Source organism: Streptomyces sp. NPDC014734 (assembly GCF_043083325.1).
In the GTDB taxonomy this organism is placed as follows: domain Bacteria; phylum Actinomycetota; class Actinomycetes; order Streptomycetales; family Streptomycetaceae; genus Streptomyces.
This window is the reverse complement of the sequence record NZ_JBIBYN010000004.1, coordinates 305,181-328,991: the sequence shown is the minus strand read 5'-3', so window position 1 is coordinate 328,991 and position 23,811 is coordinate 305,181. Positions and strand designations below refer to the sequence as shown.

Annotated in this window: 24 protein-coding genes and 2 pseudogenes; 18 read left to right on the top strand and 8 right to left on the bottom strand. The window is 69.9% G+C overall.

Annotation, left to right across the window (positions count from 1 at the left end):
* Nucleotides 1-204: 204 nt before the first annotated feature.
* The gene (locus ACF1CT_RS10160) at nucleotides 205-1,479 is read right to left on the bottom strand and encodes an extracellular solute-binding protein (RefSeq protein ID WP_391783334.1); all 1,275 of its coding nucleotides are present in this window, start codon (nucleotides 1,477-1,479) and stop codon (nucleotides 205-207) included.
* A gap of 394 nt (nucleotides 1,480-1,873) precedes the next feature.
* Between ACF1CT_RS10160 and ACF1CT_RS10155 the strand changes: the two genes are divergently transcribed.
* The gene (locus ACF1CT_RS10155) at nucleotides 1,874-2,941 is read left to right on the top strand and encodes a LacI family DNA-binding transcriptional regulator (protein WP_391783333.1); all 1,068 of its coding nucleotides are present in this window, start codon (nucleotides 1,874-1,876) and stop codon (nucleotides 2,939-2,941) included.
* An 86-nt stretch (nucleotides 2,942-3,027) separates the two neighbouring features.
* Complete coding sequence (locus ACF1CT_RS10150; protein ID WP_391783332.1) at nucleotides 3,028-4,107, top strand: phosphatase PAP2 family protein; 1,080 nt, start codon at nucleotides 3,028-3,030, stop codon at nucleotides 4,105-4,107.
* Nucleotides 4,108-4,240: 133 nt separating this feature from the next.
* Here ACF1CT_RS10150 and ACF1CT_RS10145 read toward each other — a convergent pair whose 3' ends face one another.
* The 3 genes from ACF1CT_RS10145 to ACF1CT_RS10135 all read right to left on the bottom strand — a co-directional run bounded on the left by ACF1CT_RS10145 (nucleotide 4,241) and on the right by ACF1CT_RS10135 (nucleotide 10,201).
* On the bottom strand, nucleotides 4,241-7,234 hold the full coding sequence (locus ACF1CT_RS10145; protein WP_391783331.1) for a bifunctional [glutamine synthetase] adenylyltransferase/[glutamine synthetase]-adenylyl-L-tyrosine phosphorylase: 2,994 nt from the start codon (nucleotides 7,232-7,234) through the stop codon (nucleotides 4,241-4,243).
* 208 nt (nucleotides 7,235-7,442) lie between these two features.
* A complete protein-coding gene (locus ACF1CT_RS10140) occupies nucleotides 7,443-8,261 on the bottom strand; it encodes a putative protein N(5)-glutamine methyltransferase (protein WP_391783330.1) in 819 nt (272 codons plus the stop codon).
* Nucleotides 8,262-8,698: 437 nt separating this feature from the next.
* The gene (locus ACF1CT_RS10135) at nucleotides 8,699-10,201 is read right to left on the bottom strand and encodes an MDR family MFS transporter (RefSeq protein WP_391783440.1); all 1,503 of its coding nucleotides are present in this window, start codon (nucleotides 10,199-10,201) and stop codon (nucleotides 8,699-8,701) included.
* Between the two features lie 148 nt (nucleotides 10,202-10,349).
* Between ACF1CT_RS10135 and ACF1CT_RS10130 the strand changes: the two genes are divergently transcribed.
* The gene (locus ACF1CT_RS10130) at nucleotides 10,350-10,940 is read left to right on the top strand and encodes a TetR family transcriptional regulator (protein ID WP_391783329.1); all 591 of its coding nucleotides are present in this window, start codon (nucleotides 10,350-10,352) and stop codon (nucleotides 10,938-10,940) included.
* Nucleotides 10,941-11,102: 162 nt separating this feature from the next.
* Here the strand turns inward: ACF1CT_RS10130 and ACF1CT_RS10125 are convergent, their stop codons facing one another.
* Together ACF1CT_RS10125 and ACF1CT_RS10120 are read right to left on the bottom strand one after the other, a co-directional pair.
* Nucleotides 11,103-11,849 (bottom strand): histone deacetylase, encoded by a 747-nt coding sequence (locus ACF1CT_RS10125; protein ID WP_391783328.1) that lies wholly within the window; start codon nucleotides 11,847-11,849, stop codon nucleotides 11,103-11,105.
* Nucleotides 11,850-11,920: 71 nt separating this feature from the next.
* A pseudogene (locus ACF1CT_RS10120) lies at nucleotides 11,921-12,007 on the bottom strand (glutamine synthetase); the annotation flags it as partial.
* A gap of 1,763 nt (nucleotides 12,008-13,770) precedes the next feature.
* On the opposite strand from ACF1CT_RS10120, the gene ACF1CT_RS10115 reads away from it, so the two are divergent.
* The gene (locus tag ACF1CT_RS10115; protein ID WP_391783327.1) at nucleotides 13,771-14,610 is read left to right on the top strand and encodes a nuclease-related domain-containing protein; all 840 of its coding nucleotides are present in this window, start codon (nucleotides 13,771-13,773) and stop codon (nucleotides 14,608-14,610) included.
* Here the strand turns inward: ACF1CT_RS10115 and ACF1CT_RS10110 are convergent.
* Both ACF1CT_RS10110 and ACF1CT_RS10105 read right to left on the bottom strand, forming a co-directional pair.
* Nucleotides 14,583-15,272, bottom strand: coding sequence for a YdcF family protein (locus tag ACF1CT_RS10110; protein WP_391783326.1), 690 nt, complete (start codon nucleotides 15,270-15,272; stop codon nucleotides 14,583-14,585). The two genes, ACF1CT_RS10115 and ACF1CT_RS10110, sit on opposite strands and share 28 nt — an antisense overlap.
* Nucleotides 15,272-16,063, bottom strand: a complete 792-nt coding sequence (locus tag ACF1CT_RS10105; RefSeq protein ID WP_391783325.1) for a GntR family transcriptional regulator — start codon at nucleotides 16,061-16,063, stop codon at nucleotides 15,272-15,274. Before ACF1CT_RS10105 ends, ACF1CT_RS10110 begins: the two co-directional genes overlap by 1 nt.
* A 157-nt stretch (nucleotides 16,064-16,220) precedes the next feature.
* Here ACF1CT_RS10105 and ACF1CT_RS10100 point away from each other — a divergent pair, with 157 nt between their 5' ends.
* From ACF1CT_RS10100 to xerC, 14 genes and pseudogenes are all read left to right on the top strand, one after another.
* On the top strand, nucleotides 16,221-16,553 hold the full coding sequence (locus ACF1CT_RS10100) for a hypothetical protein (protein ID WP_391783324.1): 333 nt from the start codon (nucleotides 16,221-16,223) through the stop codon (nucleotides 16,551-16,553).
* Between the two features lie 2 nt (nucleotides 16,554-16,555).
* Complete coding sequence (locus ACF1CT_RS10095) at nucleotides 16,556-17,914, top strand: FtsK/SpoIIIE domain-containing protein (RefSeq protein WP_391783323.1); 1,359 nt, start codon at nucleotides 16,556-16,558, stop codon at nucleotides 17,912-17,914.
* An 86-nt stretch (nucleotides 17,915-18,000) separates the two neighbouring features.
* A complete protein-coding gene (locus ACF1CT_RS10090) occupies nucleotides 18,001-18,192 on the top strand; it encodes a hypothetical protein (protein WP_391783322.1) in 192 nt (63 codons plus the stop codon).
* Between the two features lie 81 nt (nucleotides 18,193-18,273).
* A complete protein-coding gene (locus tag ACF1CT_RS10085) occupies nucleotides 18,274-18,963 on the top strand; it encodes a DUF2637 domain-containing protein (RefSeq protein WP_391783321.1) in 690 nt (229 codons plus the stop codon).
* Between the two features lie 14 nt (nucleotides 18,964-18,977).
* Nucleotides 18,978-19,157 carry a hypothetical protein gene (locus tag ACF1CT_RS10080; protein WP_391783320.1) on the top strand — a complete coding sequence of 60 codons (180 nt, stop codon included), beginning with the start codon at nucleotides 18,978-18,980 and terminating at the stop codon, nucleotides 19,155-19,157.
* A 6-nt stretch (nucleotides 19,158-19,163) separates the two neighbouring features.
* Entirely contained in the window at nucleotides 19,164-19,352 is a 189-nt protein-coding gene (locus tag ACF1CT_RS10075; protein WP_391783319.1) for a mobile element transfer protein, read from the top strand.
* 12 nt (nucleotides 19,353-19,364) lie between these two features.
* Entirely contained in the window at nucleotides 19,365-19,712 is a 348-nt protein-coding gene (locus ACF1CT_RS10070) for a SpdD protein (RefSeq protein ID WP_391783318.1), read from the top strand.
* A 5-nt stretch (nucleotides 19,713-19,717) separates the two neighbouring features.
* A complete protein-coding gene (locus tag ACF1CT_RS10065; protein WP_391783439.1) occupies nucleotides 19,718-20,269 on the top strand; it encodes a GGDEF domain-containing protein in 552 nt (183 codons plus the stop codon).
* 13 nt (nucleotides 20,270-20,282) lie between these two features.
* Nucleotides 20,283-20,519 carry a hypothetical protein gene (locus ACF1CT_RS10060; protein ID WP_391783317.1) on the top strand — a complete coding sequence of 79 codons (237 nt, stop codon included), beginning with the start codon at nucleotides 20,283-20,285 and terminating at the stop codon, nucleotides 20,517-20,519.
* Nucleotides 20,520-20,614: 95 nt separating this feature from the next.
* Nucleotides 20,615-20,794: a hypothetical protein gene (locus ACF1CT_RS10055; protein WP_391783316.1), complete on the top strand. Its 180-nt coding sequence runs from the start codon at nucleotides 20,615-20,617 to the stop codon at nucleotides 20,792-20,794.
* A gap of 5 nt (nucleotides 20,795-20,799) precedes the next feature.
* Nucleotides 20,800-20,970, top strand: coding sequence for a hypothetical protein (locus tag ACF1CT_RS10050; RefSeq protein WP_391783315.1), 171 nt, complete (start codon nucleotides 20,800-20,802; stop codon nucleotides 20,968-20,970).
* Entirely contained in the window at nucleotides 20,967-22,376 is a 1,410-nt protein-coding gene (gene repSA, locus ACF1CT_RS10045) for a replication initiator protein RepSA (RefSeq protein ID WP_391783314.1), read from the top strand. Before ACF1CT_RS10050 ends, repSA begins: the two co-directional genes overlap by 4 nt.
* Nucleotides 22,373-22,570, top strand: a complete 198-nt coding sequence (locus tag ACF1CT_RS10040; RefSeq protein WP_376235719.1) for a helix-turn-helix transcriptional regulator — start codon at nucleotides 22,373-22,375, stop codon at nucleotides 22,568-22,570. The genes repSA and ACF1CT_RS10040 overlap by 4 nt, the downstream gene beginning before the upstream one ends.
* Nucleotides 22,570-23,806: pseudogene (xerC, locus tag ACF1CT_RS10035) on the top strand (tyrosine recombinase XerC). Before ACF1CT_RS10040 ends, xerC begins: the two are co-directional and overlap by 1 nt.
* Nucleotides 23,807-23,811 lie beyond the last annotated feature (5 nt).

The following is a 23,811-nucleotide window of genomic DNA, read 5'->3' as shown; positions in this document are numbered from 1 at the left end:
TATCCGATTATCCCGCCTAACACGACGCGGCGGGGGGCGCCCGTGGTCCTGGCGTACCTGTGGGTCGACCGCGCCGGTGGGCGCGGGCGGGGCCGGGGGGGGGGGTGGCCTGTTCCGCGGCGCCGGCCGCGGACGACGACGTCGTCCGCGGCCTTCACCACCGACTGGCCGGTGTGGACAGCCATCAGCCGGCCTGCCTTCCTGTTACTTCCAGCCCTTGAGGAGCTTGCGGTAGGAGTCGCCGGTGGTCCTGACGGCCTTCTCCGGTGTGGTCTGGCCGGTGAGGACCTTGGTGTACTCGGTGACGAGCGGGGCGAAGAGGCTTCCGGTCTCCGGGATCCAGGGGCGCTCGACGGCGGTCTCGACGACGGGCTTGAAGAAACCGACGATCTCGTTGTCGACGACGTCCTTCTTGGCGTACGCGGAGGTGCGGGTCGGCAGGAGGCTCAGTTCCTTGGTGACTTCGGCCTGGGTCTCGGCGGACGTCATGTACTCGACGAAGGCGTAGGAGGCGTCGAGGTTCTTGGAACCCGCGTAGACGGCGAGGTTGTGGCCGCCCTGCGGGGCGCCCTGTGCGGCGGAGCCCGCCGGGACCGGGGCGACGCCCAGGTTGGCCTTGTCCTTGAACTCCTTGCCGGCGTAGGTGTCGGCGACGGCCCACGGGCCGTTGATGATCATGGCGACCTTGCCGTCCTTGAAGGACGCCTGCATGTTCTCCCAGCCGTCCGTGGCATCGGTCTTGGCCGCCCCGGAGTCGACGAGGTCCTTGACGACCTTCATCGCCGCGACGCCCTTGGGGTTGTCGATGGTGACGGACTGGTTGGAGGCGTCGACCATGTCGCCGCCCTCGCCGTAGAGGAAGGAGAGGAACCAGTACGCGTCGTCACCGCGCAGGTACATGCCGGTGTTGCCGGTCTTGTCCTTGATCTTCTTGGCGACGGACTTCAGCTCGTCGACCGTCCTGGGGACCTCGACACCGGCCTCCTTGAAGATCTTCTTGTTGTAGAAGATGCCCATGGAGTCGATGACCTGCGGCACCGCGTACGTCTTGTCCTTGTACTTGGTGGACGCGGCGGCCTGCTTGAGGAAGTCGTCCGGGTTCTTCAGCGCGGCGGTGCCGTCGAGCGGGGCGAGGTAGCCGAGGTCGGCGAACTCGGGGGTCCAGGCGACCTCGGAGCGGATCACGTCGGGGGCGTCGGAGCCGGACTGCGCCGCGTTCTTGAACTTGTTCTGCGCGTCACCGAAGGGCACGTTGACGTACTTGACGTGGACCTTCGGGTGCTGCTTGGTGAAGCCCTCGGCGAGCTTCCTGAAGACCTTGTCCTCGCTGCCCGCGGTGGAGGTGTCCCACCACGTCACCGTGCCGGACAGCTCGCCCGAGCTCTTGCTCGTGCCGCCGGACTCGTCGTCGCCGCCGCAGGCGGTCGCCGCGAGCGCCAGGGCCGCGACCAGGGCGGTGGCCGTTATGCCACGTCGCATCTGAACTCCTTCAACTGCCGTACCGCTCCGTCGCGGCGCCGGGTCGACGTGAACGTAACAAGGATGAAAGAACGCCGAAAGAGTTTGCGGAATATTTCTGCAAGCTCCGTCGATCGTTACATTCGCGTGTCCGCACGGTTGCCGTCAAGACTCTTGACGAGAGACTCCGATCCCTGGCAGGGGCGGCACGCGGAGCGTGAAGGCGGGGCGCGAGGGGGCGATCGCACTCCGCTGAAATGCCCCCGCAAGCTCTTGCAAGAAGTTGCCGCCACGGCCCCGGAACCCTGCCGCGGACGTCAGGGAATCCCACCGCGAACGCGGCCGTCCGGCTCCGGAGGCGGGCGAGCGGGCGGATAGTGGGCAATCCGACATACGCCCGGTACAGTCCACTTCCATGACCGCACGGCTTGCCGATATCGCAACTCAGGCGGGGGTCAGCGAAGCGACGGTCAGCCGCGTACTGAACGGCAAGCCCGGTGTCGCAGCGGCCACCCGCGAATCCGTTCTGGCCGCGCTCGACGTCCTCGGCTACGAACGGCCGGTGCGTCTGCGCCGGCGCAGCGCGGGGCTGGTCGGGCTGATCACGCCCGAGCTGGAGAACCCCATCTTCCCGGCGCTGGCCCAGATCATCGGCCAGGCGCTGACCCGGCAGGGGTACACCCCGGTGCTCGCGACCCAGACGCCGGGCGGTTCCACCGAGGACGAGCTGACCGAAATGCTGGTCGACCGCGGGGTCTCGGGCATCATCTTCGTCTCCGGGCTGCACGCCGACACCTCCGCCGACATGCGCCGCTACGAACAACTGCGGGGGAAGGGCGTGCCGTTCGTCCTGGTCAACGGCTTCTCCCCGCAGGTGCGGGCGCCGTTCATCTCACCGGACGACCGGGCCGCGATGCGGCTCGCGGTGACGCACCTGGTGTCGCTGGGACATCGGCGGATCGGACTGGCGGTCGGGCCCAAGCGGTTCGTGCCGGTGCTGCGCAAGATCGAGGGCTTCCGCGCCGCCATGAGGGAGCAGTTGGACGTCGGCGCGGACGAGGTGGAGCAGCTGGTCCAGCACTCGTTGTTCACCCTTGAGGGTGGGCAGGCAGCCGCCTCGGCGCTGATGGAGCGGGGTTGCACGGCGGTGGTGTGCGCGAGCGACATGATGGCGCTCGGCGCGATCCGGGCCGCCCGCCGGCTGTCGCTGGAAGTGCCGCGCGACCTGTCGGTCGTCGGTTTCGACGACTCGCCGCTCATAGCGTTCACGGATCCGCCGCTGACCACGATCCGGCAGCCGGTGACGGCGATGGGCCAGGCCGCCGTGCGCACGCTCCTGGAGGAGATCGGCGGCACGCCCGCTCCGCACAGCGAGTTCGTCTTCATGCCCGAACTGGTGGTCCGTGGTTCGACGGCCGCGGGTCCCGGGCCCGCCCCGGCACCCGCGGCCGGAGCCGTACCGGGATCCCGCGGCCGCCGCTGAACCGCAGTTCGACCCGGTGGAGATGAGTCCCCCGCCCGAGGGAAGGTGATCGGGCGGGCGGGACATTTCTGGCAGACTCTGTACCTATGGGTGAATTGAGTGCGACGTCGCAGGAAGGCCGACCGGAGGCCGCCCCGTCACCCATCGTGAACGAGACGGTCTCCGCGGCGGCCCCGAAGCGGAACACCGGACCGTACGGCGCCGGCCCGGCGATCGCGCCGCCCCCGCATTCCTCTCCCCCGGCGCATCCCCCGCCCTCGACCCGCTCCGCGCGCCTGGCCGGGCTCGCGCGGGCGTCACGGGCACCGCGCCGCCCACGCGTCCGGTTCGAGATCCTGCTGATCGCCGCCAGTTACTGGGTGTACTCGCTGGTGCGCAACGCCGTGCCGGAGCAGAGGATCCAGGCGCTGCGCAACACCGACTGGATCTGGTCGGTCGAGAGACACCTGGGCATCGCGGTCGAACAGGGCGTCAACCACGCGGTGAATTCCGTGACATGGCTGATCGTGTCGATGAACTACTACTACGCGACACTGCACTTCGTCGTGACGGTCTGCGTCCTGGTGTGGCTGTTCCACCGTCACCCCGGACGGTACGCGGCGGCCCGGCTCGCCCTGTTCGCGACCACGGCCGTGGCCCTGCTCGGTTACTACCTGTTCCCGCTGGCGCCACCGCGTCTGATGAGCGGCGGCCATTTCGTCGACACCGTCCTGGTCCACCACACCTGGGGCTCGATGGCCTCGGGCAACTTCAAGAACATGTCGAACCAGTACGCGGCGATGCCCTCGATGCACATCGGCTGGTCGCTCTGGTGCGGGCTTACCGTCTTCGCCCTGGTCTCCGCGCCCTGGGCCCGCGTTCTGAGCCTGCTCTACCCGGCCCTCACACTGCTGGTGATCGTGTCGACGGCCAACCACTTCTGGCTGGACGCGCTGGGCGGCATGCTGTGTCTGGCCTTCGGCTGCGTGCTCTCGTACGCCTGGTACGGCTCACCGCCGCACCGTCTGCCCCGGCGGGTGCGGGTGCCGGACGGGAGCGCGCTGCCGGGTGCGGGCCGGGCCGCCGGTGTCACGGCCCGCGCCGGTCTGCGGACGCCGGGCGCGGCGGACGTGCCGGAGACCGCGGGCGCGGCGGGTCGGCGCGGCTCCGGCCGGTCGGACCGCTGAGGGCCGGTGGGCTGTTGAAGGCCCGTCGCCCGCTGAGGACGGTGGACCGCCGGGGGCCGTCGGGTATCCGGCCCCCGGGGCCCGGGGCGATTCCGGTGCGCGGGGACCTGCCCCGGCCCCTTCGCGCACGGCCTCACACCGCCCCGTAGAACCGTTCCTCCATCACCGCCCGCGCCCTGCGGGTGATCCGCCGGTAGTCGTCCAGCATGTCTCCGACGTGCCCCGGCTCGTAACCCAGGTAGCGCCCCACCGCGGTGAGTTCGCGGGGCCCCGACGGAAACGTGTCGCCCGGCCGCCCGCGCACCAGCATCACCGCGTTGCGGACCCGCGTCGCCAGCACCCACGCCTCGTCCAGCGTCTGCGCCTCCTCGGCCGGGATCAGCCCCGCGGCGCACGCGGCGGCCAGCGCCTCGCGCGTGCGTGGCGTCCGCAGCCCCGGCTCCGACCACCCGTGCCGCATCTGCATCAGCTGGACCGTCCACTCGACGTCGCTCAGCCCGCCGCGGCCCAGCTTGGCGTGGAGTGTCGGGTCCGCGCCGCGCGGCAGCCGTTCGGACTCCATCCGGGCCTTCAGGCGGCGGATCTCGCGGACCGCGTCCTCGCCGAGGCCCTCCATCGGGTAGCGCAGCGGATCGATCAGCTCGATGAAGTCGCGTCCGAGCCGTTCGTCGCCCGCGACCGGCTCGGCGCGCAGCAGCGCCTGGCTCTCCCAGACCAGCGACCAGCGCCGGTAGTACGCCTCGTACGAGCGCAGTGTGCGCACCAGCGGCCCGTTCCTGCCCTCCGGGCGCAGATCCGCGTCGATGATCAACGGCGGGTCCGCGGTCGGGAGTTGCAGCAGTCTGCGCATCTCGGCCACCACCGCGTTCGCGGCCCGTGCCGCCTCCTGTTCGTCGACGCCCTCGCGCGGTTCGTGGACGAACAGCACATCGGCGTCGGAGCCGTAGCCGAGTTCGTGCCCGCCGAACCGGCCCACGCCGATGATCGCGAACCGGGTGGGCAGGGTGTCGCCCCACTGGGCGCGCACCGCGGCGCGCAGGGCGCCCGCGATGGTGGCGGCGGTCAGGTCGGTGACCGCGTCGCCGACCCTGTCGACGAGGGCGCCCGGGTCCTCCTCCGCGGGCCGTTCCTCCGTGCCGTACGAGCCGATGAGGTCCGCGGCCGTGGTCCTGAACAGTTCGCGCCGCCGCACGCCGCGTACCGCGGCGACGGCGGACTCGGCGCCGTCGGCCCGCCCCACGGCCGCCAGCACCTCCTGCTCCAGGTGGGCCCGGCCGCGTGGTCGCAGACCCTGCGGGTCGCCGAGGATCGCCACCGCCTCCGGGGCCCGCAGCAGCAGGTCCGGGGCGAGTCGGCCTGCCGACAGCACCCGGGCGAGGTTCTCCGCCGCCGCGCCCTCGTCCCGCAGCAGCCGCAGGTACCAGGGGGTCTTGCCGAGGGCGTCGGACACCTTGCGGAAGCCGAGCAGGCCGGCGTCGGGGTCGGCGGAGTCCGCGAACCAGCCGAGCAGCACCGGCAGCAGGGTGCGCTGGATCGCGGCCTTGCGGGACACCCCGGAGGACAGTGCCTCCAGGTGCCGGAGCGCCGCCGCCGGGTCCGCGTACCCGAGGGCTTCGAGGCGGTGCCGGGCCGCCTCGGCGCTGAGCCGGGACTCGCCGGGGGCGAGCTGGGCGACGGCGTCGAGCAGCGGCCGGTAGAACAGCTTCTCGTGCAGCCGCCGCACCACGGAGGAGTGGCGCCGCCACGCCTGGACGAGTTCGGCGATCGGGTCCGTGCGCAGCCCGAGGGAGCGTCCGAGCCGCCGCAGGTCGGCCTCGCCGTCAGGAACGAGATGGGTGCGGCGCAGCCGGTAGAGCTGGATGCGGTGCTCCATGGTGCGCAGGAAGCGGTAGGCCTCGTCGAGCTGCGCGGCGTCCACCCGTCCCACGTAGCCGCCCGCGGCGAGCGCCCGCAGGGCCTCCAGGGTGGTGCCGCTGCGCAGGGCGGCGTCGCTGCGGCCGTGCACGAGCTGGAGCAGTTGTACGGCGAACTCCACGTCCCGCAGTCCGCCGGGTCCGAGCTTGAGCTCGCGGTCTATGCGGTCGGCGGGGATGTTGTCGACGACACGGCGGCGCATCCGCTGGACGTCGGCGACGAAGTTCTCGCGTTCGGACGCCTGCCAGACCAGCGGTGAGACGGCCTCGATGTACTCGGCGCCCAGTTCGGGGTCGCCGGCCACCGGCCGGGCCTTGAGGAGCGCCTGGAACTCCCAGGTCTTGGCCCAGCGCTGGTAGTACGCGAGGTGGGAGGAGAGTGTCCGCACCAGCGGACCGTTGCGGCCCTCGGGCCGGAGGTTGGCGTCGACGGGCCAGATGGTGCCCTCGACGGTCGTGTCGGAGCAGATCCGCATCATGTGTGCGGCCAGGCGGGTGGCGGCCGGTACCGCCGCACTCTCCTCGACACCGTCGGCGGGTTCCGCGACGAAGATGACGTCGACGTCGGAGACGTAGTTCAGTTCGTGTCCGCCGCACTTGCCCATCGCGATGACGGCGAGCCGGCACCGGGCGGCGTCCTCGGGTGCGGCCGCCCGGGCGATGGCGAGCGCCGCCCGCAGCGTCGCGGTGGCCAGGTCGGCAAGTTCGGCGGCGGTCTCGGCGACTCCGGTCGTCCCGCACACGTCCCGGGCCGCTATGGCCAGCAGGCAGCGTCGGTAGGCGACGCGCAGCGAGTCGGGGTCGACGGCCCCGGCGAGTTCCTGCTCGAACTCCGGCACCCCGGGGTGCAGATCGGTGGCCTCGTAGGTGACGAGCGCGTGCCAGTCGCGCGGGTGGCGCGCCAGATGGTCGCCGAGGGCCTCGGAGGCGCCGAGCACCCCGAGCAGCCGGTCCCGCAGGGGTTTGGCGGTGATGAGGGTGTCCAGCAGCACCTGCCGCTCGTCCGGGTCCTCGGCCTCCACCAGCCGGGCGACCCCGTGCAGCGCAAGGTCCGGGTCCGCGGTGGCCCCGAGGGCTTCGAGGAGCACCGGATCGGACCGCACGGACGCCAGCGCGGGCAGGTCGAGGATCTTCTCGGCGGCGGATGGGTCGGTGAATCCATGCCGCAGCAGTCGGGTGAACGTACTGCTCCTGCGTCCCGGCACCGTCGTCATTCCGTGCTCTCCTGCTCGCCGCCCACACATGATCCAGCGCTCCGAGCCTAACGACCTCGCCCACGATGGGCAGTGGAGCAACGCGACGGGCGGTGGAGCGGGGAGTGGTGTCCGGTGCCCTCCGGGGCCGGGCACCGGGGGGCGCGCTTCGCGGTCCGACCGTGCCGGGGGCCCGGCGCGGCGCGTTCCCCCGGCACGGACGGGGCGGTCAGCTTCCAAGACGGCCGGCGGGGGCGGCGGCGTCCGGCCTCGTCGCGACGACGACGGTGGCGTACAGCTCCTCGGAACCGACAGCGCGCGGCAGCAGACCGCTGCGGGCGATGGTCTCGACGGCGCGGGCCGCCTGCCGTTCGCTCGTCTCGACCAGCAGGTGCCCGCCCGGTGCCAGCCAGCGCGGCGCCTCGGCGGCCACCCGCCGCAGGACGTCGAGGCCGTCCGCGCCTCCGTCGAGGGCGACTCGCGGTTCGTGGATGCGCGCCTCGGGGGGCAGGAGCTCGACGTCGTCGCTCGGCACGTACGGCACGTTGGCGAGCAGGATCTCCACCCGGCCGCGCAGGGTGGTGGGGAGCGGCCCGAAGAGGTCGCCCTCGTAGACCCGGCCCGTGCCGGTGATGTTGCGGCGGGCGCAGCGCACGGCAGCGGGCTCGACGTCGGTGGCGTGCAGTTCGATCGGGCCCAGCAGCGCGGCGAGCGCGGCGCCGAGGGCGCCCGACCCGCAGCAGAGGTCGACGACGACCGCCCCCGGACCGGCGAGGGCCGCGGCCTGCCGGACCAGGAACTCGGTGCGGCGGCGGGGCACGAAGACCCCGGGGTCCACGGCGATCCGCAGACCGCTGAACTCGGCCCAGCCGAGGACGTGTTCCAGCGGGAGCCCGGCGACCCTGCGTTCGGTCATGGCGGCGACCTCGGCCGGGTCGGTGGCCGTGGAGAGGATCAACTCCGCCTCGTCCTCGGCGAATACGCAGCCGGCGGCGCGGAGTGCGGCGACGAGGGAGGAGACGGCGAACGGTGGAGCGGATTCCGGCATGGGAGCGGAGCCTTTCGGGAAAGCCGATGGGCGCTCCGCGGTCGACCGGGGGCTGTCCCGTGCTCCGTGACGGACCGGCACGCGGCGTCGGATGCGGTGCATCGCGAGGCGGAGGGGCATCCGCACACCGGATGGGTGCGGACGTCCCGACAACGCGGCGAGGTGCCGTAGTTGTCGTCGCGTGCCCGCCAGGGATCGCGGGACAGCACTTACGTCGGGTCGACCGGGCAATCATGCGGGAGGAGCACCCAGCCTGACACAGCGGTAATGGGTCTCACCTCCTCGGTCGGTCCCCGGGTCGGGGTGGGTCACACTACCCCAGAGCCCGTCGGTCACGCATGACGAGACGGGTGCGCCCCGTGCTCCGCACCGTCCGGGGAGGACGGGGCGGAGGACGGGGCGCGAGGACGGCGTGCGGGCCGGAGCCCGCGGGGCCGTCAGAGGTCGACGCTGTCGCGCAGCTTCGTCGGCGTGAGGAACAGCGCGGCGATGACTCCGATCACGGCGATGGCGGCCGAGATGAGGAAGATGGTGCCGGTCGCGTCGCCGTACGCGGCGCGCACCACCTCCTGGATCTGCGGCGGCATCGCGGCCACGTTCAGGGTGGATCCGCCTCCGCCGGAGGAGGCCGCCGGGTCGACGCCGAGCTCCGCCAGGCCCCGGGTGATCTTGGTGGCGACCTGGTTGGCGAGCACCGCTCCCAGCACCGAGACCCCGATCGTGCCGCCGAGCGAGCGGAAGAAGGTGATCGCGCCGCTGGCCGCGCCGAGTTCGCCGAGCGGAACGGTGTTCTGCAGGACCAGGACCAGGTTCTGCATCGACATGCCGACGCCCACGCCGACCGCGAGCATTCCTGCCGACACCAGGACGAGCGAGGTCTCGTGGTCGATGGTGGACAGTCCCAGGAACCCCAGGGTGAGGACGACGACGCCGGTGATGATGTACGGCTTCACCTTGCCGGTCCTGGAGACCAGTCGTCCGGCGACGGTGGAGGAGACCAGCACGCCGAACATCAGCGGGATGGTGAGGAGTCCGGCCTCGGTGGGCGAGTAGCCGCGGCCGATCTGGAAGTACTGGCCGAGGAAGACCGCGCCGCCGAACATCGCCATGCCGACCGCGAGGCTCGCGACGATGGCGAGCGCGGGGTCGCGGCGGCGTACGACGTGGAGCGGGACGACCGGGTCCGAGACCCGGCTCTCGACGACGACGGCAAGGATCAGGATCACGGCACTGGCGCCGACCATGACGAGGGTCTGCCAGGAGATCCAGTCGAAGTCGTTGCCGACGAAGGTGACCCAGAGCAGCAGCAGGCTGACGCCGGCGGCGATCAGGGAGGCGCCCAGGTAGTCGACCTTCGTCTCGGAACGGCGCGCCTCGGTGAGGTGCAGGGTCCGGGTGAGCATCACGAAGGCGATCAGGGTGAACGGCACGGCGATGAAGAAGCACCAGCGCCAGCCGAGCCACGAGGTGTCGGTGATGAAGCCGCCCAGCAGCGGGCCGCCGACGGTGGCGACGGCCATGACGCCGCCCAGGTAGCCGTTGTAGCGCCCGCGTTCCTTGGGGCTGATCATCGCGGCGATGATCACCTGGACCAGCACCTGGAGGGCGCCCATGCCGAGGCCCTGGACGGCGCGGAAGGCGATCAACTGCTCGGTGGACTGGGCGAATCCGCAGGCGATCGAGGCGATGACGAAGATGCCGATGGATATCTGGAGCAGCGTCTTCTTGCTGAACAGGTCGGCGAGCTTGCCCCAGATCGGGGTGGACGCCGTGGACGCGAGCAGGGTCGCGGTCACGACCCAGGTGTACTGCGACTGGGTGCCGTTCAGCGAGCCGATGATCTTCGGCAGCGCCACCGAGACCACCGTGCTGCTGATCATCGCCACGAAGAGCACGATCAACAGGCCGCTCAGCGCCCGCAGCACATGACGGTGATCCATCGGCGCGACGTCGTTCGGCGCGGCCGTTTGTGCGCTCACGCGCAACCTCCGGGAGGGACGAGCAGGGACAGGAAAGGCTTCACCATACATGCCCATTGCGCAATTTTGCTCACTGGGCAATTATTCCCGTCAGGGCGATACTGAACCCATGGAGAGTTCTGTGGGACTGCGGGAGCGCAAGAAGGAAGCCACCAGGCAGGCCGTGCACGAGGCGACGTTGCGGCTGACCGTGGAGCACGGCTTCGACCACGTCACGGTGGAGGCCGTCGCGGACGCGGCCGGAATCTCCCGCAGAACGTTCTCCAACTACTTCGCGGGCAAGGAGGACGCCCTTCTGCACGGCGAGGAGCAGCACATCAGGGCCCTGGTCCAGGCCGTACGCGACCGCCCCGCGGAGGAGTCCGCCTGGACGGCGCTGCGGGCGGCCGTGCGCCAGTTCGCCGAGCGGGTCTCGCCACCGGAGCGCGAATGGGCGCTGCGGACCAGGCTGGCGATGCGGCATCCCTCGCTGCTCGCCCGTCAACTCGCCAACCACGCCGCCCTGGAACGGGACCTGGCCGACGCCGTGGCGGCCCGCCGGGGCCCGTCCGGGAAGCAGGTCAGGCCGACGGTCCTGGCCGCGGCGTTCCTGGCATCGCTGCGGATCTCCATGCGCATGTGGATCGAGGAGGACCTGGCGCGCGAGCCGGCCGAGGTGATGGGCGAGGTCCTCGACGAGATGGCCTGCCGGTTCGACTGAGCGGGAGCGGGCAGGGGCCGCGTGCGCGCGACGGTCGGTGCCGATTCCTGACGGACGAGGCCGGGGCCGGGGACGAGGGCGAGGGCGAGGGCGACGCCGGACAGGGCCCGCGCGCGGGGGAACGGGGTGGTGGAAACGGTCCGGCCCGGCGGTGGGGCGGTGTCAGCGCCGGTACCGGTCCGGCAGGGGGTCGTCGCCCTCCGCGGACCTGACGCCGTCCCCCGCCGCGCCGCCGCCCTCCCGCCGGGGTTCGCGCAGCAGACCGGCCACGGCCGCGGGCGACCAGTGTCCGGCCGCGCCCGGACAGGACGCCAGGTGGGCGGCGACCGTGTCGGTGCCCCACACCCCCGCGGACAGCAGGCCCGAGGCCAGGCAGCGCAGATACGCCGCCGACGGCGGGACGGGCGTCACGTCGTCCACGCCCCACGGCGCGGTGAACGTGAGCACGGGCAGGCCGTCCACCTGCCCCGCGCACACCAGCGTCTCGTAGCGGCCCTCCCCCACCACCGCCCGCCCGCGGGCGAGCACCTCCGTCAGGTCCAGGAGCGGACCGGGCTCGCGGTACATCTCCTGGGCGGCGATGTCCGAGAACTGCTCGGCGGTGATCAGATGCGCCCGGGCGAGCGCCCGCCCGCCGGCCGACGGGTCGTAGAACGCCCGGCCCCCGCCCCACACCGGCGACTCGGTCGCGAAGTACACGGCACCGGCCGGTTCGACGGCGAGGGAGCGCGAGGGCATCCGGGTGTCCCGGCACCCCGGGCAGTCCCCGACGGCCCCCGGCGTCCTCCCGCCCCCGATGTAGCGGGCGAGCCGGTCCGGATGCGTGTTGGAGCCGTACGACAGGTACCAGATCCGCCGCGGGTGGGGATCACCCGGCGGAACCGGATCGATTCTCGTCAAAACGGGCACGGCCACAAGGACTCCCAACGGCCGGCGTCGCGGCGATCACGGCGTCACCGCGCACGCCCCGTCGCCCGCGGTCACAGCACCGGCAGCAGGTTCTTCAGCTCGAAGGCGGTGACCTCGCTGCGGTACTCCTCCCACTCCTGCTTCTTGTTGCGCAGGAAGTGGTGACCCGATCCCCTCACGTGCGGTGGGCCACCTTAGCTGCCCTGTGACCTGCGCGGATGCTGGTACTAGTTGTCATCATCCGTCAACGTCGGTTCGCCTCGGACGGCCCAGAGACGGCCCGGCTAGACAGCTCGCCTGACGTCTGACTAGGTAGCACTCCTGAGCCATCCTCCATCAAGCTGCGAGCACTATCCGCGAAGGCTCGCTGAGCCCGCTGGCGAGCGTCCGACTCCGCCCTGATGGTTGCGGGCGGCCCCCCTGGATACTGCTCAGCGGCTCGTGCCTCACGCTGAAGAGTAAGCGGCACCTTATCCGCCAATGCGGCGATGTCCGCAGGTCCAAGGATGTTAACCAAAGCAAGCATCGGCCAGAGTTCGGCTAGGTACTCCCTAGCTTCCGCTCGCGCCTGCTCGAAGACGGTTGGATCACTGGCGTCTGCCCGACACATCGCCAGGTTGGCGTTCGCCGTGCGTACTGCTTGGGTGAGGAACTCTGAGTAAGCGGCCTTCCGTTCTTCCCTGCGACTCTCCCTCAGTAGCTCTGCACGCTCCTCAGCGGCAGTAGCGGCTTGACGCTCCGACTGCCGATTCTGTAGCCGGAGCCCCAGCCATCCCGTGAGAGCTGCGCCACCAAGAGTGGCTAACGCTGCGACCAGTGCGGCTATTGCCTGGCTGTTGAGAAAGGACATGGCCCCAGTCTGACGAAGCTCCGAGGTCGGCGGAGCCTCAAGGGTCGAGTCAACCCGATGGGGCGCCGCCCATCGATCGAGGGCGGCGCCCGTCTGGCACTGCTTCGAGCCTCATCCTTATCAGGTCGATCACGAGGTCTCTGGAACGTTGGCAAACCCGGCTTCCGTCCCTGCTGGCAGCCCATCGACGTTCGGCTGTATCCGTCGTTGTCCGGCCCTGTTGGTGTCAGGCGCTGATGTCAGCGATGGGGGGCGTTCCTGACGCGCGACCACCGGTGCCACTGCCCGAACAGGAACCGATTGCAAGCCATGAGAAGAGCAAGGCACAGCACCAGCAAGCCGAGGGCTTGGAATAGCTCAAGGCTCAAGCCCCGCTGATTGACAACTAGGACGCCGCACGCCAGAACCAGCACCACGACGGCCAGGGTTAGGACTTTTGCGAAGAACAAAACAAGTGGACGTAGTGCGTACATGCTTGCCTCTCTGTTCGCCTCAGAGACGGGGACGCTAGCAGTTCAGCCACCTACCTTTGCTACCCGACCTCACCCACCACTCGCCCCCAGCTCCCATCCCGTCCGCCTTCGACCCACACACCGTGGAGCAGTCGTGGTTCAGGGCGTCAAGGTGGAGCGCGCCACTGTACGAACGACCTTGACGCCCTGGGCCGCGACTGCTCGGCTCTGCCTGGGTCGAAGGTGGTCGGGATGGGAGCCCACGACGCTCGCCACGCTGCGGCCGGCACCCGCGAACGGCGCCCCGTCCATCCCGGAGTCTGAGCGCCCCCGCCGGAGGCATGTCTTGAAGCCGCGGGCTTGGTTCTCGTCTCATGCCCTCGGGCCTATCCACTGCGGGCGCGCGTCGGCGGCGGCAGCGCCAAGCGGGCCGAAGGCAGGAGCGCGGGCGCAGCCAGAGCCGGGAAGCGCGCCCGGCGGAGCGAAGCGCAGCCGGGTGCCTTGATGAGGTAGAGAAACCTGTAACAGCTCGCTGGGAACGGCCATTGGGCCGCCTTGCGCGGTGGGTTCGCTGCTGCTCCCATGATGGTTCGAGGTACACGGATCCTGGGGGGCGGGCGTGACTGAGTTGCGGGTATCGAAGTGGAAGCGCCATGGAATGGACCGGCTGTACGTGAACACGCCTGACGGCACGGCCGTGGCATGGTTCGATCGGAAAACTGGGCATATCGAAGTCCTGGACGAGACGTTGCGTCAGCCGGTCTTGGCTGCCCTGGCCCCGTACGTAACCCGCCCCGCGGCTCCGCCCGTTGTGGTGAAGCCGACGCAACTTCCTCCTCCAGCCGAGCACGACTTGGCCCTGCGGCGCCCCGGCGACGCACTGAGAGGAAAGATCAAGGAAGTCTCCCCAAGCTTGCTGGAACGCTACCTTGCGATGGTGCTACGCCGTCCGACCGAGGCTGACTCCTGGAAAGCAGGGCTTCGCGGTGAGCGCGTCGTCGGTCGCGAACTGGCTCGGTTTGCACGGCGCGGTTGGCACACGCTGCACTCCGTACCGCTCTCCCCGACCTGGGATGTCGACCACCTGCTCATAGGCCCAGGTGGTGTCTTCTCCATCAACACGAAGAACCATCGCGGTAAGTCTATTTGGGTCGGTGACCACGCCGTCCGGATCAACCATGGAGAGGGGCGCCCGTACCTCCGGAACAGTCGGCGTGAGGCGGCCATCGTCTCCCGTGTACTCGAACGCGGGTGCGGCTTCCCCATTGCCGCGAATCCCGTGCTTGTCTTCGTCCGGCCCGCTGGCCTCACCGTGGTCTCTTCGCTGCGGGACGTGCGGGCGCTCGACGAACGGGGCCTGGCTGCCCTGGCGCCCTTGACTGGACGGCTCAGCTCTGCGCAGGTGGAATCCGTGTATGCCGTGGCGCGGGATCAGCGCTCCTGGGCTGCGGCACTCTGAGAAGCAGGCTGGCTGGTAGGGAGGAGCCGACTCGTGAACCCTTCTCGGCACAACCGTTCGTAGGCCTCCATCACGTCATCCGGTACCGACTGCCGGATGATGAAGCCTTCGCCCGGATAGATCAGCAACCGCTGTAGTGCCCCCACGAGCATGTCGATCACCAAGCGGGGGTCCTGGATGGAGTCAACGTATTCGTTGAGTGTCATCGGAGTGGAGGCGCTGACAATCTCAACCTTAGGCCACAATTTGCGCGCTGTGGCGTACGCTCGCCTCTCCTCGTATGGCTTGCTGATCAGTAGGACGGAAGATACATCGACCCCGGCCTCGTTGAGCAAGCTCCTGGAGAAGCGGATGTTTTCACCGGTATTGCGCGCCCTGGGCTCGACCAATACGGCAGAGGAGGGAACACCGAGCTCAAGTGCCCGCTCTCTGTAGTGAACAGCTTCACCACGTGGCATGCGGTCTCGTGTCGTGGGGCTACTCGCGCCGGTGAACACGAGCAGGGGTACCATCCCCTGCTTGTAGAGAGCTGCTGCCACATCAGCCACGCCTAGGTCGTGGCTTCCGAGGCCGATAGCCACTGAGCATGGCCGAGCCTTGTGTCCCATTTGGTGGTAGTCCCAGAGACGTCGCGTATCTGCCCATGCCTGTTCTGAGATCATCACTGCTCCTTCTCGGCTTGCGTGGAGTCCGGGACCTTGAAGTCGTACTCCCAGGAAAAGCGCGAAGCCGCGTGCACACCGAGAGCGAACTCGACCACCGTGCCCGAGGCTGTGTAGGTCGTCCGATGCAATTCAACGACCGGTTCGCCGGGGGGTAGCTGCAAGATCTTCACCTCGTCCGCTGTTGGGGCGCGGGCAAAGAGCTCTTCCTTCATGTGGTCGATCTCGTAGCCCGCGTCGTAGAGCACCCGGAACCCGCCGCCGCGGCCGGCCGGACCCGGTGTCGGATCCACCAAACGGGTGCCCTCCACGTGTGCGGGGCGGTAGTAGCTGGTGAGCATGTGTGTTGGCTGCTCACCCTCCTTTACTAGCCGCGCACGGGCATAGACCTGCGCTCCTGCTGGAAGACCATGCGCTGCTGCTGCCTCGGGCGGGGCTTCAACAAGACTGACGGTTTGCGTTTGCTCACTCCTGCGGTAGGTGCGCCCGGAGGCCACACGGTCCGCGATAAACGCCACCTCCTCGCCATCGCGCCACTTGGCCTTGTCGTACCGGGCGATGCCGAGCCGCTTGAGGGGAACCTGTTGCCGTACGACCGTGCCATGGCCACGGGACGAAGTGACCAGGCCTTCGGCTTCAAGAGCCTTGTAGGCGGCATGGACGGTGGACTTGGAGCCCTCGCCTGCTTCCACGAGCTCCCTGATGTGCGGAAGCTGTTGGCCCGGAGCGTAGTCACCACGCTTGATCTGCTCTGCCAGCTTGTCTGCCAGCTCTCGCCACTTGGGCGCCATACGAACTCCTTTCAACAAGACAAGTCAAACACAGTCCCAGGACTGTTGACAGTCCCAGGACTGCATGCCAGTGTTCAGTTCAAGCACTCGCAGTCCTAGGACAGCGCGTGACGGGGCCCTTCTTTGGGCTGTCTCGAAGTCACTCAGGGAGTCAACAATGCCGTCTTTCAAGATCGATGTTTCGACCGCTGTCGTGTTCGTGGCGACGCCTCCAACGCCGAAGCTCGTGAGCAAGCAGACCGGTGAGATCGCGGTGGACCGGGAGACCGGTGCCCAGCTGGCGACGGTGGGGCTGCTGATCTCGGATGAGGGTGAGGGGAACCTGTACCAGGTGACTGTTCCGAGCACGGGTGTGCCGGAGGGTCTGGCGCCGGGGACGCCGGTCTCGGTGGTTGGTCTCAAGGCCCGGGACTGGGAGAACACGTTTAACGGGCAGACCCGGCACGGCATCAGCTTCCGTGCGGTCGCTGTCACCCCGCTGGGGGCCTGACCATGTCGGACATTGCCACGGTGATCGAGGTGGCGGGGGCCTTATCTGCTGCGGGTGGGCTCGGCTATGCGAAGGGGCACGCTCCTCGCGTGTTCTGGTCGCTGGTCGGCCTGCCGGTCGCCCGGGTCCGGTTCGCCGCCACGTACCACTCGACGATGGACGTGTGCGGGCTGACGGTCCAGCCGTCCCGCCTGCGGGCGTTCATGGTCCGCAACGTGGCCCGCCGCCAGGACGTCCAGCCGGTACCGCCCAAGGTCCGCAAGGTCCGCGGCTCCTTCACTGGGATGCGCGCCACCCTCCGGCTCCCCGCCGGGCTGGAACCCGCCGACGTCGCCGCCGCCTCCGAACGGCTCCGGCACGCCTGGGGCGTCCACTCGGTGCACGTCGTCGAGACCAAGCCCGGGTTCATCGAACTGCGCATGACCGGCTACGACGTACTGCGGCGGGTGAAGATGCCGCACCGCCTGCCCCGCAAGCTGGCCTCGGGGCCGATGGTGGTGCCGGTGGCCCTGCGGGAGGACGGGACCGCGTTCGTCCGCGACTACACCAAGATCCCGCACTCCCTGACCCTCGGTGCGAACCAGTCGGGCAAGTCGATGTATCAACGCAACCTGATCACCAATCTCGCGAAGCTCCCGGTGGGCCTGGTGGGGATCGACTGCAAGCGCGGTGTCGAACAGCGCGGGTACGCGCCCCGGCTCTCCGCCCTCGCCGTCACCCCGGACGAGGCGTCGTCCCTGCTGGAAGCGCTCGTGGGGGAGATGGAAGCCCGCTTCGACATCCTGAGCACCCATGGGGTTTCCGACCTGTGGGCGCTGCCTGCGAAGGTGCGGCCGGTGCCGCTGGTGGTCCTGGTCGACGAGGTGGCGGAACTGTTCCTCACCGCCGCAAAGAAGGACGAGGAACGCCGCGACCGGATGGTGATGCACATGATCCGGCTCGCGCAGATGGCCCGTGCGGTCGGCATCTACCTGGAGATCTGCGGGCAGCGCTTCGGCTCCGAACTCGGCAAGGGCGCCACCATGCTCCGTGCCCAGCTCACCGGCCGTGTCGTGCACCGGGTCAACGACAAGCAGACCGCCGACATGGGATTGGGCGACATCGCCCCCGAAGCGGTCTCCGCCGTCACCACGATCCCGCCGGACCGCCCCGGCGTGGCCGTGGCCGGTGACTCCTCCGGCGGCTGGTCCCGCATCCGCACACCCGAACTGAGCGCGGCCGACGCGGTGGCCATCTGCCACGAGTACGCCCACCTGACCCCCAGCATTCCGGCCCTGGCCCCGTTCCGCCCGGCCGTCCCCGCCACCACGGCCCCGGCCGGTTCGTCGCCGCTGGTCAAGCCGCGCCCGGTCACCGAGTAACACCCCTCCCTGCATTCCGGTCAGCGTGACCGTCTCACGCCAGGTCCCTACCCCGCCCATGCCCGGAACCGAGAGGAAACACCGCCATGGCCACCAAGAGGACCACCACCAAGCCCCCGAAGTCTCCTGTACCGGCACAACCGACCGAGTGCCAGCCCTGCGGCGGGACCGGAAATGTCGCCGTCACGGTGCGCGTCGGCCGCAAGCGCCGCCCGGTCGGCCAGCAAGACGGCCTCTGCCTGAACTGCCTCGGCACCGGTACCGACCCCGAGTCCTGACTCCCTGCCCCGGTGCCTGGCGGTCGATCAAGAGTGTCCCGCCCGGCACCGGCCCAACCTCCCCGGAAGGAGGTGACCTCCATGTTCCGCACCATCCGCCTTGACGCCGTGCTCGTCCAGGCCGTCATCGCCGGTGCCCTGTCCTTCTCCCACCTGCACGATCTGGCCTTGGCGGCCGGACAGGACGGCTGGAAGGCGTGGGCCTACCCGGTCAGCGTGGACCTGCTGCTCGTCGCCGCCTGGCGCCGCATGCGCACTCACGCCGGTAACCGGCCTGCCTGGGTCTGGTTCGTGATCGCCCTGGCCGCATCGCTGGGCGCGAACATCGCCACCGCCGGACTCCTCGACCTGGACCACGTACCGGCCTGGCTGCGCATCCTCGTCGCCGGATGGCCCGCCCTCGCCTTCCTCGGCGGCACTCTCCTCGCACACACAACCGCCCCTGCCGATGAGGCGGTCGAAGTCGAACCGGCCTCGGCACCCGAACCGGCGACCGTTCTGGAACCCGAACCGACCCCAGGCATCAGGGTGGAACGGGCACCCGAGCCCGAACCGGCACCGGAACTCCCGCCCGCTCCCGAGCCCGCATCTCGCCCGGCGGCGGCCCCGGCTCCGGCCTTGGCTGTGCCTCCGGCTCTGCTCGACCACGCCCGGAAGGTCGCCGACAGCCACCGCGCGACGACCGGTAGCCAGATCGACTCGGCCACCCTGCGTGCCCGACTCGGCGTCCCTGCTCCGCTCGCTGACGCCATCACCGCTCAACTCACCTGACAGGAGAACCACACATGCGACCGTCCATCCGCGCCGCGCTCGAACGCTCCGCCGAACTCACCCGCAACAACCGGCTCGTTGAGGGCCTGGAGCTGGGAGAGTCCGCGATCCACCGGGCCACCGACGACGAGCACCCCGAGATCCGTCAGTGGCTCACCGACCACGCCGACGACTTCGTCGGCCGGAACGGCTGACCGCTCATGCCGCGCCCGAACCGCTTCACGAACGTGATCCGTATCGGCCCCGTGCAGGTCGGCACCCGTCACGACGGCCGTGGCCGCACCCGGCACACCGCCGCCTGCACGGCCCCCGGCTGCGGCTTCTCCGCCGACTACCGCGACCGGTCCGCCGCCGAACTCGCCGCCCGCACCCACCGCTGCAACCCCTGAAAGGAGAAACCCGTGTTCAACCCGAAATACCCGCCGCCGGACACCGCCCCCACCGCGGATACGTCCCTCGTCCAGCCGCTCACCGGCATCGTGCACCCGTCGGCCTGCAACTGCCACCACACCCCGGCCACCACCCCGCCCCCGGCCCCGGCGCCCGCCCCGGCCCCGGTCCGCCGGTCCACGGTGCAGCTCACGCCCGGCACGCTGATCGCTGCCGTCGCGGGCGGGACCGCCGCGGTCCTCGTCATCGGCGCGGTCCTCGTCTCGATGCTCCTCGCGACCGCGATCACCGCCGCGTCCGTCGCCCTCTGCGCCGTCGTCCTGCGCACGCTCCTCAACAGCCAGAACAAGGGCCGGTGACCGCCGTGGAGCTGCCCGCCATCGCCGCCGCGTTACCCGCGCTCGGATGGGCCCTGCACGGCACTCTGCTCGCCCGTCGTCTCTCCACCGCCCGACGCGACCCGCTCACCGGCCTGCACACCCGGGCTGGCTGGACCACCCGCGCCGAACGCATCATCGCCCGCTCCCCGCACGCCGTGGCCCTGCTCGTGGACCTGGACGACTTCAAGACCATCAACGACACCCACGGCCACCTCGCCGGTGACGCGGTCATCACCGCGACCGCCACCCGACTGGCGACCTGGGCATCGGGGCACGGCATCGCGGCCCGGCTCGGGGGCGACGAGTTCGCCGCCGTCATCACCGACCCGGCCAAAACCCCCAGCACCACCGCGCTCCGCACGGCACTTCACCGCCCAGTCACCTACCGCGGACTGACCATCCCGGTCGGTGCCTCGGTCGGCGTCTGCCACCTGGCCAACCTGCCCGCCCGCACCCTGACCGACGCCCTGTCCGCCGCCGACGCCGCGATGTACGCGGCCAAGGGCCACGGCCGCCGCAACAACACACCCCGATGAAAGGACACCCGTCATGGGCCTCTTCAGCCGCAAGACCAACGACACCCCGAGCAACCCCGCCATGACCGAACTCGGCCGGGAGTTCGCCATCGCCCGCCGCCACGGCGACCGCAAGACCATGCGCCGCATCGGCCGCGAGTACTCCGACACCGCCCGCACCGACAACGACGCCGCCTCGTTCCAGCGCGGACAGGAGGCCTACGACGCCATCCCGCCCATCAAGACCCCGCGCCGCAACCGGCGCCGCTAGCTCAGCCCCCGGGGCGGCCTCGGTCGCCAAACTTCCGCCGCCCCGGGCGCCTCAACCCATCCCAGATCCAACGGACCCGAAAGGGAGAACCCATCATGCCCCACAACACTCCGCCGCGGCCGATCTGCGGCCACTGCGACGGCTTCCCCCAGGTCGCCGTCACCACCGGCCAGACCACCCCCACCGGTGAGCGCGAGACGATCACCGCCGACTGCCCCGCCTGCCACGGCACCGGCCACATCCTCGCCCGCACCATCGCCCGCGTCGGGGTGTGATCGCCATGGCCCTCCTCGACTGGAGCGACAAGAAGCACTTCGACCCCACCGGCGACAAGCCCTGCGTCCTGTGCGACAAGCCCACCCCGTTGCGCTCCGACCGCGGCAAGCCCGTCCACAAGGTCTGCGCCGAAGAGTGGATCGACAACCACCCGCCCCGGGAGAACAACCAGTGACCGACGCCGCCACCGCGGCGGGCCTGGACCCGGCCCCCCTCGGAGACATCCTCCGGGTGGCCGGGTCCACCGGCTACGACCGCTGGGAAGAACAGATCCGCCGCACCGGAGGATGCGCACAGCCCATCCACCTCACCGGCGCCACCAAGACCATCGACCGCGCCACCGGCACCGTCCTGCACTCCTACAGCACCGACACCGAGCCTGGCGGACGGCTCCGCGTCGCCTGCGGCAACCGCCGGGCCTCCCGCTGCCCCGCCTGCGCCTGGACCTACGCCGGAGACACCTACCACCTCATCCGCGCCGGACTCACTGGCGACCCCGCCAAAGGCACCCCGGAAACGATCCGCGACCGCCCCCGCGTCTTCGCCACCCTCACCGCCCCCTCCTTCGGCCCGGTCCACAACCGGCCCGGGAACCGGCCCTGCCGCTGCGGCACCCACCACCCCGACAACGCCCCCGAGCTCGGCACCCCGCTCGACCCGGCCACCTACGACTATGCGGGCGCCGTGCTCTGGAACAACCACGCCTCCGACCTCTGGCGCTACTTCACGATCTACCTCCGCCGCGAAATCGCCCGCCGCGCCGGACTCACCCAGAAAGCCGCCCGCGAACAGTCCCGCATCTCCTTCGGCAAAGTCGCCGAGTACCAAAAGCGCGGAGCCGTCCACTTCCACGCCGTGATCCGCTTCGACGGACCCGACGGCCCGGACTCCCCGCCCCCGGCCTGGGCCACCCTCGACCTGCTCACCGACGCCATCCGCGCCGCCGCCAACCGCGTCCAAGTCACCGTGCCGGCAAACGAGGAAGCCGGATTCATCAACGAATGGGTCCTGCGCTGGGGCACCCAGCTCGACGTCCAGCCCATCGGCGCCTTCGGCAACGGCGAAGACCTCACCGAACAGGCCGTCGCCTCCTACGTCGCCAAGTACGCCACCAAAGCCGCCGAGACCACCGGCACCGTCGACCACCGCATCGGCAACAAAGAAGCCCTCATCCTCCTCGACGTGCCCGACCACCCCCGCCGCCTCATCGAAGCCTGCCTCGACCTCCACCACGCCTACCCGGACCGCAAGCTCCGCGACTGGGCTCACATGCTCGGCTTCCGCGGCCACTTCTCCACCAAATCCCGTGCCTACTCCACCACCCTCGGCGCACTCCGCCAGGTCCGCGCCGACTACCGCGCCGCCCAGCAACGCGCCGCTCTCGGTCTGCCCGACCCGGATGACCACCCCGAGGCCACCACCCTCACGCTCGCCCACTGGGCCTACGCCGGACACGGCCACACCCCCGGCGAATCCTGGCTCGCCTCCAACATCCACCGCGACATCCAGCACAACCGCGAACACGCCCGCGAACACCGCGCCGAACTCGAAGCGCTCGACGGAACGGAGGCACGGGCATGAGGCGCCCCCTTCCCGAGCGCTACCTCACACCGGTCGACCTGGCCGATCTCCTCGGCATCCCCGTCGAAACCGTCTACCAGTGGCGCCGCAAGGACACCGGTCCCCGCGGCTTCCGGGTCGGTCGGCACCTCCGCTTCGACCCCGAAGACGTACGCACCTGGGTCGCCTCCCTCATGGACAAGGAAGCCGCCTGATGGCCGGGCACATCCAAGACCGCTGGTACAAGACCGAGCCCGGCCCGAACGGCAAGCCGATCAGGGTCAAGACCGACCGCCACGGCCTCGGTCTCCGCTACCGGGCCCGGTACATCGGCCCTGACGGCACCGAGAAGTCCAAGAGCTTCCCGGACAAGCAGAAGCGCAAGGCAGAAGCATGGTTGAGCAAGACTGCTGCGGATATGGACAGCGGGCAGCACATCGACCCGAAGTTGGCTCAGACCACATTCCGGGAGTACGCCGAACGCTGGCTCAAGGCGCAGACCTCGGACCCGACGTCTCGGGAATCGGTGAACTCTCAGATGCGGCTGCATGCACTGCCCTACCTCGGCTCGCGGCCCCTCGGCTCCTTCAAGCCCGAGCACATCCGTGAGTGGTTGGCCGAGTTGGAGCGGGCCGTCCCGGCTACCTCATACCGGCGCGTCATCTTCTCCAACGTCTCAGCGATCCTCAACGCCGCTGTCGATGACGAGTACATGCGCAAGAACCCTTGCAGAGCGAGCACCGTGCGCGCGCCTGCACGCAACGCTCAGTAAGGTCGCGCCCTGGACAGCGGAACGAGTCTTCGCCGTACGGGCTGCGCTGCCTGAGCAATACCGCGCCATGGTGGATCTCGGTGCGGGCTGCGGTCTCCGCCAAGGAGAGGTCTTCGGCCTGGCGGAGGAAGCGATCCGATTTGGCACCGGCTGGGTACACGTGGGATGTTAAGTGAAGGTAGTCGAAGGGGAGTTGGTGTTCGCCCTGCCCAAGCGGCAGAAGGAGCGGGATGTGCCCCTTTCCCGGCAGGTGGCCGAAGCTCTGAGGGGACATATGGCCGCCTCCGCACCCGTGGCTGTGACGTTGCCGTGGGCGCGTCCGGACGGCAAGCCCGTCACCAAGCGCCTCCTCTTCGTCCGACCGGACGGGAAGGGCGCGGTGCGGCGCACCGACTTCAATACCCGGTTCTGGAAGTCCGCTCTCGTCGCGGCCCACGTCATTCCGGCTGCCGAGCCGGGCAAGCGCCATACGGCCGCGAGGGAGCACGGCATGCATGCCCTGCGGCATTTCTACGCGTCCGTCCTCCTGGACGCCGGGGAGAACATCAAGGCGCTCAGTGCGTACCTCGGGCACACAGACCCCGGGTTCACCCTGCGGACGTACACGCACCTGCTCCCGAGCAGTGACGGACGGGCCCGCGTCGCCATGGACAAGGTCTACTTGAGCCGCCCGTCTTAGTCTGA